The sequence below is a fragment of the Sphingomonas sp. GW821-FHT02B09 genome (genome assembly GCF_059421875.1).
This window is the reverse complement of record NZ_JBWKVV010000004.1, coordinates 107,109-119,969: the sequence shown is the minus strand read 5'-3', so window position 1 is coordinate 119,969 and position 12,861 is coordinate 107,109. Positions and strand designations below refer to the sequence as shown.

9 protein-coding genes are annotated in these 12,861 nt (G+C 70.2%); 8 read left to right on the top strand and 1 reads right to left on the bottom strand.

What is annotated here, in order from left to right:
• Positions 1-59: 59 nt before the first annotated feature.
• The 3 genes from groL (at position 60) to AC07U4_RS17175 (ending at position 3,995) form a co-directional block, all read left to right on the top strand.
• Positions 60-1,703: a chaperonin GroEL gene (gene groL / locus AC07U4_RS17185; protein WP_038661989.1), complete on the top strand. Its 1,644-nt coding sequence runs from the start codon at positions 60-62 to the stop codon at positions 1,701-1,703.
• Positions 1,704-1,920: 217 nt separating this feature from the next.
• The gene (locus tag AC07U4_RS17180; RefSeq protein WP_495196258.1) at positions 1,921-3,483 is read left to right on the top strand and encodes a DUF6311 domain-containing protein; all 1,563 of its coding nucleotides are present in this window, start codon (positions 1,921-1,923) and stop codon (positions 3,481-3,483) included.
• Positions 3,484-3,533: 50 nt separating this feature from the next.
• Positions 3,534-3,995 (top strand): DUF3429 domain-containing protein, encoded by a 462-nt coding sequence (locus AC07U4_RS17175; protein WP_137897689.1) that lies wholly within the window; start codon positions 3,534-3,536, stop codon positions 3,993-3,995.
• A 21-nt stretch (positions 3,996-4,016) separates the two neighbouring features.
• Here the strand turns inward: AC07U4_RS17175 and AC07U4_RS17170 are convergent, their stop codons facing one another.
• Positions 4,017-5,057, bottom strand: coding sequence for a mannose-1-phosphate guanylyltransferase/mannose-6-phosphate isomerase (locus AC07U4_RS17170; RefSeq protein WP_495196257.1), 1,041 nt, complete (start codon positions 5,055-5,057; stop codon positions 4,017-4,019).
• Positions 5,058-5,216: 159 nt separating this feature from the next.
• Here AC07U4_RS17170 and AC07U4_RS17165 point away from each other — a divergent pair, with 159 nt between their 5' ends.
• From AC07U4_RS17165 to AC07U4_RS17145, 5 genes are read left to right on the top strand one after another with little or no spacing between them, the layout of a single operon-like run.
• A complete protein-coding gene (locus AC07U4_RS17165; RefSeq protein WP_038661982.1) occupies positions 5,217-6,605 on the top strand; it encodes a TIGR03013 family XrtA/PEP-CTERM system glycosyltransferase in 1,389 nt (462 codons plus the stop codon).
• Positions 6,606-6,609: 4 nt separating this feature from the next.
• Positions 6,610-8,643 (top strand): XrtA/PEP-CTERM system histidine kinase PrsK, encoded by a 2,034-nt coding sequence (prsK, locus tag AC07U4_RS17160; protein WP_038661979.1) that lies wholly within the window; start codon positions 6,610-6,612, stop codon positions 8,641-8,643.
• A complete protein-coding gene (prsR, locus tag AC07U4_RS17155) occupies positions 8,640-10,001 on the top strand; it encodes a PEP-CTERM-box response regulator transcription factor (RefSeq protein ID WP_495196256.1) in 1,362 nt (453 codons plus the stop codon). The genes prsK and prsR overlap by 4 nt, the downstream gene beginning before the upstream one ends.
• A complete protein-coding gene (locus tag AC07U4_RS17150; protein ID WP_495196255.1) occupies positions 9,994-11,991 on the top strand; it encodes a tetratricopeptide repeat protein in 1,998 nt (665 codons plus the stop codon). The genes prsR and AC07U4_RS17150 overlap by 8 nt, the downstream gene beginning before the upstream one ends.
• A 51-nt stretch (positions 11,992-12,042) precedes the next feature.
• Complete coding sequence (locus AC07U4_RS17145) at positions 12,043-12,858, top strand: DUF815 domain-containing protein (protein WP_038661971.1); 816 nt, start codon at positions 12,043-12,045, stop codon at positions 12,856-12,858.
• Positions 12,859-12,861 lie beyond the last annotated feature (3 nt).

The window sequence follows — 12,861 nt, the reverse complement described above, 5'->3', positions numbered from 1 at the left end:
TCACACCTTCCTTGGTGTGACTTTTGTGAATTTCCAGACCAACTGAAAGGGTAGCCACCATGGCAGCCAAGGACGTAAAATTCGGCCGCGACGCGCGTGAGCGCATCCTCCGCGGCGTCGACATCCTCGCCGATGCGGTGAAGGTGACGCTTGGGCCGAAGGGCCGCAACGTCGTGATCGACAAGAGCTTCGGCGCACCGCGCATCACCAAGGACGGCGTCACCGTCGCCAAGGAGATCGAGCTCAAGGACAAGTTCGAGAACATGGGCGCGCAGATGGTGCGCGAAGTGGCCTCGAAGACCAACGACATCGCCGGCGACGGCACGACCACCGCGACCGTTCTGGCGCAGGCGATCGTCCGCGAGGGCATGAAGTCGGTTGCCGCCGGCATGAACCCGATGGACCTCAAGCGCGGCATCGACATCGCCGTCCTGAAGGTCGTCGAGGACATCAAGGCGCGCTCGAAGCCCGTCTCGGGTTCGTCGGAAGTCGCGCAGGTCGGCATCATCTCGGCCAACGGCGACCGTGAAGTCGGCGAGAAGATCGCGGAAGCGATGGAGAAGGTCGGCAAGGAAGGCGTGATCACCGTCGAGGAAGCGAAGGGTCTCGATTTCGAGCTCGACGTCGTCGAGGGCATGCAGTTCGACCGCGGCTATCTGTCGCCCTACTTCATCACCAATCCCGAGAAGATGACGGTCGAGCTCAACGATCCGTACATCCTGATCCACGAGAAGAAGCTCAGCAACCTGCAGGCGATGCTCCCGATCCTGGAAGCCGTCGTCCAGTCGGGTCGCCCGCTGCTCATCATCGCCGAGGACATCGAGGGCGAGGCCCTGGCCACGCTCGTCGTCAACAAGCTGCGCGGCGGCCTCAAGGTCGCAGCGGTCAAGGCACCGGGCTTCGGCGATCGCCGCAAGGCGATGCTCGAGGACATCGCGATCCTGACCAAGGGCGAGATGATCTCGGAAGACCTCGGCATCAAGCTCGAGAACGTCACCGTCGGCATGCTCGGCACCGCCAAGCGCGTCACGATCGACAAGGACAACACCACCATCATCGACGGTGCGGGTGAAGCCGATGCGATCAAGGGCCGCACCGAGGCGATCCGTGCGCAGATCGAGAACACCACCAGCGACTATGACCGTGAGAAGCTCCAGGAGCGTCTCGCCAAGCTCGCCGGCGGCGTTGCCGTAATCAAGGTCGGTGGTTCGACCGAGGTCGAGGTCAAGGAGCGCAAGGACCGCGTCGACGACGCGCTGCACGCGACCCGCGCGGCCGTCGAAGAAGGCATCGTCCCCGGCGGCGGCACGGCGCTGCTGTACGCCACCAAGTCGCTCGACGGCCTGAAGGGCGTCAACGAGGACCAGACCCGCGGTATCGACATCGTCCGCAAGTCGCTGACGGCTCTGGTTCGCCAGATCGCGCAGAACGCCGGTCACGACGGTGCCGTCGTGTCGGGCAAGCTGCTCGACCAGAACGACACGTCGTTCGGCTTCAACGCGTCGACCGACACGTACGAGAACCTGGTGACCGCCGGCGTGATCGACCCGACCAAGGTCGTCCGCACCGCACTGCAGAACGCCGCTTCGGTGGCCGGCCTGCTGATCACCACGGAAGCGACCGTGTCCGAACTGCCTGAGGACAAGGCTCCGGCCATGCCCGGTGGTGGCGGCATGGGCGGCATGGGCGGCATGGACTTCTGATCCGGCATCGGGGCAGGCGCGGCCTGCCCCGGTTACGGCATCGGAACGCCCGGCGGGCCGGCCCGATCGGACCCGCCAGACGTCACGGTTTCTCGCCGTGACGGCGCTTTCCAGGCAACGACACACGAAAAGGGACCGCGCGGGCAACCGCCGGTCCCTTTTTGCATGCCGTCACCGTTAACCAAAAATACGCTGCATCGGGAGCACGGTGCCGCGCATGCCCCGCCTTGCCACCCCCGTCCTGCTGCTGCTCCTGCCGATCGCGGTATTCCTCGCTTTCTTCCACCCGGCGATCCTCGACATCGGCAATCCGGGCTGGCTGATCAGGGGCACCGACAATGGCGAGAACGCGCTCGGCGCGCATGCCTATTGGCATGACCCGAGCGCCGGCGCGTCGCTACGGACCCATCTGCTCGACGCGCCTGAGGGCGTGTCGGTGCTGTTCACAGACAGCAACCCGCTGGTGACGCTCGCCGCGAAGCCGTTCGCAGGTCGACTGCCGGCGGATGCGCAACTGGTCGGCCCGTTCCTCCTGTTGTGTTTGATCCTGCAGGCGGTCTTCGCCTGGCTGCTCCTCCGCCGCCATGCACCGGGACCAGTGGCGCTCTGGATCGGCGTCGCGCTGCTCGCCTTCCCGCCGACGCTGTTCAATCGCTACATCCACGTCAATCTGATGGCGCATTGGCTGATCCTGGCCGCGCTCTGGTTGTTCCTGCACCCCGACCGGAGCCATCGCCTGCGCTGGTGGCTGCCTCTCATCGCCGTCGCGACGCTGATCCACAATTATCTCCTCGTCATGGTCGGCGCGATCTGGGCAACGACGCTGCTGGTGCGCTTTGCCGAAGGCACGCGCCGCGACCGGCTGGCGGTAGTGGGGGAGGGCATTGCCATCCTGCTGCTGGTCGCGTTGCTGGCCCGGTGGCTGGGCGTCGGGGGACAGCTGCCGGCGCCCGACTTCGGCCTCTACGCCATGCCGCTGGATGCGTTGTGGAACCCGGGCAGCAGTGGCTTCTCGAATGTCCTGCCCGCGCACGAGGCCGGTCCGGGGCGAAGTTTCGAAGGCTTCCAGTATCTCGGTGCCGGCGGGTTGCTGTTGATGGCGCTGGCGCTGCTCGTCGCGTGGCGGGTGCCGGCCCCCGACGACGCGCGCGCGGTAGCGCAGCGGCTGCGTCACCTCGTCCCGGCGCTGATCGTGCTCACCACCCTCGCCGTCGCCCAATTGCCGCTGCCCGCGGAGATCAGGAGCCTGTTGCATACCGTGCGGGCGTCCGGCCGTATGTTCTGGCCCGTCGGCTATGTGATGGTGTTGATGGCGCTGCTCGCCATCTTCCGACTGCCGGCGCGGCGGGCGACGTTCGTGCTGATCGGTATCGTCGCGGTCCAGATCATCGACCTCGCCGCGATGGCCGGCACGATCCGCGCGCAGAGCCGCTCGGCCGGGGAGCATCGTCTCTACGTCCGTACGCTCGACCCCCGATGGGACGCGCTGATTGCCCGGTCGCGCAGCATCGCCTTCTTCCCCGCCGACGTATTCGGCAACCTCGCGGTGTTCCAGGAGATCGCGTGGCGCGCCGCCAAGGCCGGCCGGCCGGTCGCCAACGTCTATGCCGCCCGTACCGACCGCGTCACCCTCGATCGCTTGCGCGCCGACGCCGCCGCCTTCGCGCGCGGCGAAGCCGTCGCCGGGCGTCTGTACGTCGTGCTCGACGACAGGCCGGTACCCGCGGCGCTTGCCGCGCGGCGGCGTACGCTGGACGGCGTCCCGATAATCCTGCCCTGAACGCGCGGCTCGCCAGGCAACCCGGCGGCGTGCCGCTCGTTGCTCGCGGCATGAACCATGATGCCGATCGTCCCGACGTTCCCGCCGATGGTGTGCTGCTCGGCTATGGGCCGATGGTGCCGCTGGTCGCCGCTGCCCTGGGGGCCTGGGTGCTGCCGCCGCCGTGGCCTTTCTGGGCGGTGCAGCTCGGCATCATCTGGGGCGCACTCGTGCTCGCCTTCATCGCCGGCGTGCGCCGCGGATTTGGCTTCGGCTATCCGCGCGCGTCGAAGCCGGTCGAGATCGCGACCAGCATCGCCTATTTCACGCTCGCCGGTTTCGCGCTGGTGATCGGTCGCCCGTCGGGGGCGCTGCTGCCGCTGATCGTCGGCTATGTGCTCGCCGCGTTGCTCGATCGCCGGGCGGCGCTCGCCGGCAATGCGCCCGCCTATTTCGCGACGTTGCGGCCCCGCCAGCTGCTGATCGGCGCGGCCGGGCTCGCCGGATTGTGGGCGTGGACGGTCGCCGCCTGAGCGCGACCGTCCGGTCCCGCATCAGTCGTTATTCATCGCCGCGATCAGCTTCTTGACCTCCTGGCTGCGGCCGCGCGGCAGGATCATCACGTCGTTGCCGCTCGCCACCACGATCAGGTCGCTGATCCCGACCGCCGAGATGCGGATGCCGTCCGAGTGGATCAGGCAATCCTGCGTGTCGATCGCCAGTACCTCGCCACGATGCGCGTTGCCGCTCTCGTCACGCTCGCTGATCGCGTGCAGCGCGTCCCAGCTGCCGACGTCGCTCCAGCCCATCGCGACCGGCACCACCGCGACCCGCTCGGCGCGCTCCATTACCGCATAATCGATCGAATCGTCGGGCGACGCGCCGAACGCCTCGGCATCGGGGTAGATGCGCACGCCGTCACGCCGTGCCTTGGTCATCGCCTCCTGCGTCGCGGTGAGCATGCCGGGGGCGTGTGCGGCGAGGGCGCCGAGGAAGATGTCGGCGCGGAACAGGAAGATGCCGCCGTTCCAGGCGTGATCGCCGGAGGCCAGCATCTCTTCGGCGCGCTCGCGGATCGGCTTCTCGACGAAGCGCGCGACGCGGTGGACGCCCGCGGCGAGCGGCTCGCCGACCTTGATCCAGCCGTATCCGGTCTCGGGCGCGTCGGGGGTGATGCCGAAGGTGACCAGCCAGCCGTCGGCGACCAGCGGCATCGCCGCCTCGATCGCGGCGTGGAAGGCGGCGACGTCGGCGATGACGTGATCGGACGGCATCACCAGCAACGCCTCTTCACCCTTGGCGGCGAGCGCCGCGAGCGCGATCGCGGGCGCGGTGTTGCGCGCCACCGGTTCGAGGATCACCGCCTGCGGCGCCGCGCCCACCGCATGGAGCTGCTCGTCGATGTGATCGGCATGCCGCGCATTGGCGACCACGATCGGCGCCGCGAAGGCTTCGCCGTGCGCGCGCTTGGCGGTCAGCTGCAGCATGGTTTCCTCGGCGGTCAGCGCCAGCAGCTGCTTGGGCATCTCGGGACGCGACATCGGCCACAAGCGGGTGCCGGACCCTCCGGAAAGGACCACAGGAACGATCGTCATGATGCGTGATAAACTCCTTGGGACGCGCACCCCTAACCGAAATGAAGCGCGCGCGAAACGATCCTTAAGGGCGCCTTCTTCAAGTTTTCTTTTCTTTTTTCTGCGACCTGCGGGATAGCTGTCGGAAAAGCTTACAGACCGGCATGGGAGGGTGCCCGCATGATCCGCCTGTTCAAGCATTATGTGCCCTATGCCGTGCTGCTGCTCGGCGTGGTCGATGCGCTGTTGCTGATGACCGCGGCGGAGCTTGGCTGGGTGATCCGCGCGCATCAGATCGGCATGCTGGTCCTGCCGGTGACCACCCGGCTGCCGCAATTGTTCGCCTTCGCCGCGGCGTTGCAGATCGCGCTGATCGCGGTGGGGGCCTATGGCGTCGGCTCGTTCCTGTCGCTGCGCTTCGCCGCGGCGCGGCTGGCGGTGGCGATCCTGATCGGCGTCGTCTTCCTGTCGATCCTGTTCTTCCTGATCCCGCCGGTGGCGCTGTGGCGCTCCAATCTCGCCTATGCGACGCTGATCGCCGCGGTGCTGCTGGTCGTGGTCCGCGCGATGCTCAACCGCACGCTCGGCGGCGATACGTTCAAGCGGCGGATCATCGTGCTCGGCGCCGGCCATCGCGCGGCGCGGATCGGCGCGCTGGCGGACCAGCCCGGCGCCAACGTCATCGTCGCGGGCTATGTCGCGATGGGCGAGGCCGATCCGGTGGTCGCGGGTGCCGTGCCGCGCGACACCATCCCCAACCTCGCCGCGCACGTCGTCGACCATGGCGCCGGCGAGGTGGTGCTGGCGCTGGAGGAGCGCCGCAACGCCTTGCCGCTCAAGGACCTGCTGCGCGTCCGCACCACCGGCGTCGCGGTCAGCGAGATCTCGACCTTCCTCGAACGCGAGACCGGGCGGATCGACCTCAATTCGGTCAATCCGTCGTGGCTGATCTTCTCCGACGGCTTCGCCTCGGGTCGGATGCTGTCGAGCGTGTTCAAGCGCGCCTTCGACATCGTCGCCAGCCTGCTGCTGCTGATCCTGACGCTGCCGCTGATCCTGCTCACCGCGCTGGCGATCAAGCTCGAATCGCGCGGGCCGGCTTTCTATCGCCAGCGCCGCATCGGCCTCTACAATCAGGGGTTCGACATCGTGAAGCTGCGCTCGATGCGCCAGGATGCCGAGGTCGCCGGCAAGGCGGTGTGGGCGGAGAAGGACGACCCGCGCATCACCCGCATCGGCCGCATCATCCGCCTCGTCCGGATCGACGAGCTGCCGCAGACCTGGGCGGTGCTGAAGGGCGAGATGAGTTTCGTCGGGCCGCGGCCCGAACGGCCGCAATTCGTCGACCAGCTCGAACAGCAGCTGCCCTTCTACGCCGAGCGGCACATGGTGAAGCCGGGGATCACCGGCTGGGCGCAGATCAACTATCCCTATGGCGCGTCGATCGAGGATGCCCGCCACAAGCTGGAATACGACCTGTATTACGCGAAGAACTATTCGCCGTTCCTCGACATGCTGATCCTGCTGCAGACGCTGCGGGTGGTGCTGTGGCCGGCGGGGGCGCGCTGAGCCGATGGCGGCACTGATCCTCTGGGGCCATGCGCTGGCGGCACTGGCATTCGGCCTGCTCGCACTCGGCGCGTTGCGCCGGCAGGGCCTGGGGGCTGGCGTGGGGGCGGCGCGCAACGGGCTGACGCTCGCCTGCATCCTGACTGCTCTATGGGCGCTGGCGGTGGCGGGGATCGGTGCGGACGATGTCGCCGCGCGGCTCGGCGAAACGCTGCGCAACCTCGTCTGGCTGGCGGTGCTGCTCGCACTCGTGCGGCGGGGGCGGAGCGGCAGCGTCGCGCTCTACGCCGTCTATCTGGTCGCCGCGACGATCACCGCCGCGGCCGGGCTGCTCGCGATCCTCGACACGCTGCCGCTCGCCCGTGATGCGCTGGCGGCGATCGAGGCGCTGCGGCTGATCGCGGCGATGCTCGCGGCGGTCGCCGGTCTGATGCTCGCGCATCAGGTCGCCGCCGGCAGCGCGTCGCGCGCCACCGCGCCGGCGATACCGGTCGCCATCGCGCTCGGCGGGATGTGGGGTGTCGACCTGCTCGTCGCGATGCTGGGCTACGGCTTCGATGCCGTGCCGCCCGCCGCGCTCGCCCTGCGCGGCTTCGTCGTCACCGGTGTCGCGCTGGTCCTCGTCACCCGCCGCAGCGCGCGCAGCCTCGCGGTGTCGCACGGCATCGTGCTGCGCTTCGTCTCGGTGGCGGCGGTGCTGCTCTATGCGGCCTTCACCATCCTGCTGACCCGGATCGCCGACCATTATGCCGGCAGCACGGTGCGCATCGTGCAGACCGCGATCGTGCTCGGCGCGACCACCGCGCTGATGACATTGCTGTCGACGCCGTGGCTGCGCGCCTGGCTCAAGGTGAAGGTCGCCAAGCATTTCTTCCGCCACCGCTACGATTATCGCGCCGAATGGCAGCGCTTCACCGCGACGCTGGGCACGCCGGGGGCGGGCGCCGATCCGCTCGACCTGCGCATCGTCCGCGCGATCGCCGACCTGACCGGTTCGCCGGCGGGCGTGCTGCTGGAGCCCGACGGCAGCGGCCTCGCCCCCGGCGCCGCATGGCACTGGCGCGAGGCGGGGACCACCGATGCGGCGCTGCGCGACCACCTCGCCGCCAGCGCGCGCATCGTCGAGCTCGATCAGGTCCGTCGCGGCGCGGCGCCGGCCGAAGAGGCGGCGGCGATCCCGCAGTGGATAGGCGACCATGCCGAAGCTTGGGCGCTGGTGCCACTGATCCACGGCACCAGCCTGATCGGCGTCATCCTGCTCGCCCGCCCGCCGTATGAACGGCCGCTCGACTGGGAGGACCTCGACCTGCTCCGCGTCGCCGGGCGGCAGGCGGCAAGCTATCTCGCCGAGGATCGCGCGCATGCCGCGCTCGCCGACGCCGCGCGCTTCGACGAGTTCAACCGCCGCTTCGCCTTCATCATCCACGACATCAAGAATCTGGTCAGCGGCCTCAGCCTCGTCGCGCGCAACGCCGAGCGGCACGCCGACAATCCCGCATTCCGCGCCGACATGGTCGAGACGTTGAAGGACTCCGCCGCCCGCATGAACGCCTTGCTCGCCCGACTGTCGCAACACCATCGCGCGACACCCGAACCGCTCCAGCCGGTCGACCTTGCCGGCCTCGCACTGCGCCTCGCCGCCGGACGCCGCGCCCAGCATCCGGTGCGCGTCGCGGGGCAGGGGACGGCGCTCGCCCAGCCTGGCCGGCTGGAGCAACTGCTCGGCCACCTGCTTCAGAATGCGATCGAGGCGAGCCCGGCCACCGCAACCATCGACCTCGTCGCCGGCACGACCGGCGACGGCGCGTTTATCGACGTGATCGACGCCGGCTGCGGGATGAGCGCCGCCTTCGTCCGCGACCAATTGTTCCGGCCCTTCGCCTCGTCCAAGCCCGCCGGCTTCGGCATCGGTGCCTATGAGGCGCGGCAGCTCGCCGAGGAGATGGGCGGCCGGCTCGACGTGACCAGCCGCGAAGGCGAGGGGAGCCGCTTCCGCCTGACCCTCCCCGCCGCGCCCGCGCTGGAGCATGCCGCATGACCGACAAGCCCGTCCTGCTGATCGTCGAGGACGATCTTGCGCTCCAGCGCCAGCTCCGCTGGGCCTATGAGGGCTATGAGATCGTCGGCGCCGCCACCCGCGCCGAAGCGATCGAGGCACTGCGCAGCCGCGAGCCCGCGGTGGTGACGCTCGACCTCGGCCTGCCGCCCGATCCGGACGGTACCAGCGAAGGGTTCGCGACGCTCGCCGAGATGCTGGCGCTCAAGCCCGCGACCAAGATCATCGTCGCCTCGGGCCACGGCGCCCGCGACAGCGCGTTGCGCGCGATCGCACTCGGCGCCTGGGATTTCTACGCCAAGCCGATCGACATCGACGCGCTGGGCCTGATCGTCGCCCGCGCCTTCCACGTCCATGCGCTGGAGGCGGAGAACCGCCGCCTCGCCGCGCGCGAGACCGCCGCGGCCGGATTCGGCGGATTGATCTACGCCTCGGACGAGATGGCGAAGGTGGTGCGCACGATCGAGCGCGTCGCGCCCGCCGATGTTTCGGTGATGTTGCTCGGTGCGAGCGGGACGGGCAAGGAACTGCTCGCCCGCGGCATCCATGATCATTCGCCGCGCCGCCGTGGCGAGTTCGTCGCGATCAACTGCGCCGCCATTCCCGAGACGTTGCTCGAAAGCGAATTGTTCGGCCACGAAAAGGGCGCGTTCACCGGTGCGGTCAAGACGACGCCGGGCAAGATCGAACAGGCGGCGGGCGGCACCCTGTTCCTTGACGAGATCGGCGACGTGCCGCTGCCGTTGCAGGTCAAGCTGCTGCGCTTCCTGCAGGAGCGCGTCATCGAGCGGATCGGCGGGCGCAAGCCGATCCCGGTCGACACCCGCATCGTCTGCGCGACGCATCAGGACCTCGGCACGATGGTCGCCGACGGACGCTTCCGCGACGATTTGTATTACCGCCTCGCCGAGATCGTCGTGCGTATCCCCGGCCTCGCCGAGCGGCCGGGCGACGCCAGCCTGCTCGCCCGCGCCTTCGTCCGGCGCCACGCCGCGGCGATGAACCCCGCCGTCACCGGCCTCGCGCCCGATGCGCTGGCGGCGATCGACGCCTGGGGCTGGCCGGGCAACGTTCGCGAACTGGAGAACCGGATCAAGCGCGCGGTCATCATGGCCGACGGCAAATCGGTGACCGCCGCCGATCTCGATCTCGATCTCGACGCGACCGCGGCCGATGCGCTGCCGCTCAACCTGCGCAGCGCGCGCGAGACGGCGGACCGCAAGGCGATCCGTCAGGCGCTGGCGCAGGCCGACGGCAATATCTCCGGCGCGTCGCGGCTGCTCGGGGTCAGTCGGCCGACGCTGTACGATCTGCTCAAGAGCTATGATCTGCATGGCTGATCGCCGCTATCCCCTGCTGCCCGGCAAGCGCCGCCGGCGGATCGTCTGGCCGCGCCCGCGCCGTCGGCAGGTGATCGCGCTCGTCGTGCTCGCACTGGTCGCGGCGCTTGTCGCGCTGCTGGTGCTGCGTCCCGCGCCGCGGATCGACCCCGCCGTGGCGCTGCGTGACGCCGGCACCGCTTATCGCATCGGCAATTACAGCGCCGCCCGCAACCATGCGCTCGCCGCGCTCGCCGGCGCGCCCGGATCGCGACCGGCGATGCTGCTGCTCGCCCGCGCCTATCTGCGGCTCGGCGACGGCGTCGCGGCGGAGGGGGCGTTGAGCCGTGCCCGCGCGCTGCGCATCGCGCCCGCCGACATCGCCGGCCTGCGCGCGCAGGCCCGCTTCCTCCAGTCCGACTGGCAAGGGGCGATCGACACCGCCGCGCGCGCGCCGGCCGGCGACGGCGAGGCGATCCGCGCCCGCGCCCGCGCGCTGGCGATGCAGGGCGACAGCGGCACCGCCGCACAGGCGCTCGCCGGTCTGCTCCAACGTACGCCGCGCGACGCCGCCGCCTGGACCGATCTCGGTCGCATCCGCCTCGACGCCGGCGAGATCGTCGCGGCCGCCGATGCCGCGACGCGGGCGCAGCGGCTCGCGCCGGGCGATCCGGTCGCGCTCGCCTTGCAGGCCGAGATCGTCCGCACCCGCTATGGCCCGGTCGCCGCGCTGCCCTGGTTCGAGGCCGCGCTGGAGCGCGACGCTTATTATCACCCGGCGCTGATCGAATATGCCGCGACGCTCGGCGAGGTCGGGCGCAACGCCGATATGCTCGATGCCACCCGCCGCGCGCTCGCCGCGCGGCCGGGCAGTCCGCAGGCCTTCTACCTTCAGGCGGTGCTTGCCGCGCGTGCCGGGCGCGGCGAGCTGGCGCGCGATCTGCTCCAGCGCGCCGGCGACGGCATCGGCGCTTTGCCCGGTGCGGCACTGCTCGGTGGCGGTCTCGATTTCGCGCGCGGCCAGACCGAACGCGCGATCGGCACTTGGCGCCAGCTCGCGGCGGATCAGCCGATGAACGTCGCGGTCCGCCGGTTGCTCGGTGCGGCGCTGCTACGGTCGGGCGATGCGCAGGGCGCCCTCGACCAGTTGCAGCCGATCGCGCTGCGCGACGATGCCGATGGCTATACGCTGACCCTCGTCGCCCGCGCCTTCGAGGCGACCGGGGACCGCGTCGCCGCGGCGCGTTATCTCGACCGTGCCGCGGCCGGTGCGCATGGCGGCCCCGCCGCCTTCGCCAGCGACGACGATCCCGCCGCGCTGCTCGCCGATGCGCGCGAGGACCCGACCGATCCCAATTACCTGCTCGGCGTCATCCGCGCGCAGCTCGGCCGCGGCGATACCGCCGGTGCGATCGCGCGCGCGCGGGGCCTCGCCGCCGCCAGCCCGGGCGCGCCCGCCGCGCAGACCGTCCTGGGCGACGCGCTCGCGATCGGCGGCCGCTTCGCCGAGGCGGCGCAGGTCTATGCGCGCGCCGCCAGCCTCGCCTTCGACGAACCGACGATGCTGCGGCTGGTCGATGCCTGGGGCCGGGCGGGTCGCCCGCGCGAGGCGGCGGCGGCGCTGTCGCTCTACCTCGGCCAGAACCCGCAAAGCCTGTCCGGCCGCCGCATCCTCGGCCATTGGCAGGTCCGCAACGGCGAGACGGACGCGGCGATCGAGACGCTGGAGAGCGTCCGCCGCATGGGCGGCAATCGCGACGCCGCGCTGCTCGCCGATCTCGCTTTGGCCTATGCCGGCGGCGGGGCGGATGCGGACGCGGCGGTGGCGCGCAGCTATGGCCGTGCCGCCTATCGGCTCGCCCCGATGAACGCCGGCGTATGCGACGCTTATGCGGTGGCGCTCGCCGCGGCGGGCGATCTGGCGGCGGCACGGCAGCTCGCCGCCAAGGCGGTCGCGCTCGCCCCCGGCGACCCGGTGATCGCCACGCATGCCCGCCGGATCGCCGCCTGATCGCCCCCTTGATCGCTTGCGCCGACGGAGTGGCGCGGTCATCACCGCGGCATGACCGATCCCCTGGACCGTATCGCCGCGGCGCTCGACCGCCTCGCTCCGCCGCCGCCCGCCAGCGACGATCCGCAGGCGCACCCCGCTTACGTCTGGCGCGACGGCGCGCTGGTCGCCGCGCGTGCCTTCACGCCGCTGCCGCTCGACCTGCTGATCCGCGTCGACCGCCAGCGCGACGCTTTGGTCGAGAATCTGCGCCGCCTCGCCGCCGGTGCCGCGGCGCAGGACGTGCTGCTGTGGGGCGCGCGCGGCACCGGCAAGTCGGCGCTGGTCAAGGCCGCGATCGGCGCGGTGCAGGGCGAGGGCGGCGGGATCGCGCTGGTCGAGGTCGCCGCGCTCGACACGCTGCCGCAGCTGTTCACGCTGCTCGCGCCGATCCCGCGTGCGTTCGCCTTGTTCCTCGACGACCTCGGCATCGACTTGCCCGCCGAGGCGCGCATGTTGCGCTCCCTGCTGGAAGGCGGTGCGGAGGCGCGTCCGGACAACGTGCGGCTGCTGGTCACCGCCAACCGCCGCCATCTCGTGGTGCGTGACATCGCGGAACAAGATGGTGCGATCAACCCGCGCGACAGTATCGACGACCAGCTCGCCCTTGCCGACCGGTTCGGCCTCAGCCTCGGCTTCCACGCGCTCGATCAGGACGATTATTGCGCGATCGTCGCGGCTTATGCGGCGCGATACGAATTGCCGTTCGACGCGGCGGAAGCGATCAACTGGGCGACGCGTCGCGGCAGCCGGTCGGGCCGGGTCGCGTGGCAATATGTTACCGAGCTTGCCGGCCGGGCAGGGCGAAGCTTGCGCGAGATCAGGTAAAAG

What these genes read in the sequence shown, in the direction of transcription:
- groL (WP_038661989.1), top strand. Translation starts at nt 60, where the DNA reads ATGGCAGCCAAGGACGTAAAATTCGGCCGCGACGCGCGTGAGCGCATC.
- AC07U4_RS17180 (WP_495196258.1), top strand. Translation starts at nt 1,921, where the DNA reads ATGCCCCGCCTTGCCACCCCCGTCCTGCTGCTGCTCCTGCCGATCGCG.
- AC07U4_RS17175 (WP_137897689.1), top strand. Translation starts at nt 3,534, where the DNA reads ATGAACCATGATGCCGATCGTCCCGACGTTCCCGCCGATGGTGTGCTG.
- AC07U4_RS17170 (WP_495196257.1), bottom strand. Translation starts at nt 5,057, where the DNA reads ATGACGATCGTTCCTGTGGTCCTTTCCGGAGGGTCCGGCACCCGCTTG.
- AC07U4_RS17165 (WP_038661982.1), top strand. Translation starts at nt 5,217, where the DNA reads ATGATCCGCCTGTTCAAGCATTATGTGCCCTATGCCGTGCTGCTGCTC.
- prsK (WP_038661979.1), top strand. Translation starts at nt 6,610, where the DNA reads ATGGCGGCACTGATCCTCTGGGGCCATGCGCTGGCGGCACTGGCATTC.
- prsR (WP_495196256.1), top strand. Translation starts at nt 8,640, where the DNA reads ATGACCGACAAGCCCGTCCTGCTGATCGTCGAGGACGATCTTGCGCTC.
- AC07U4_RS17150 (WP_495196255.1), top strand. Translation starts at nt 9,994, where the DNA reads ATGGCTGATCGCCGCTATCCCCTGCTGCCCGGCAAGCGCCGCCGGCGG.
- AC07U4_RS17145 (WP_038661971.1), top strand. Translation starts at nt 12,043, where the DNA reads ATGACCGATCCCCTGGACCGTATCGCCGCGGCGCTCGACCGCCTCGCT.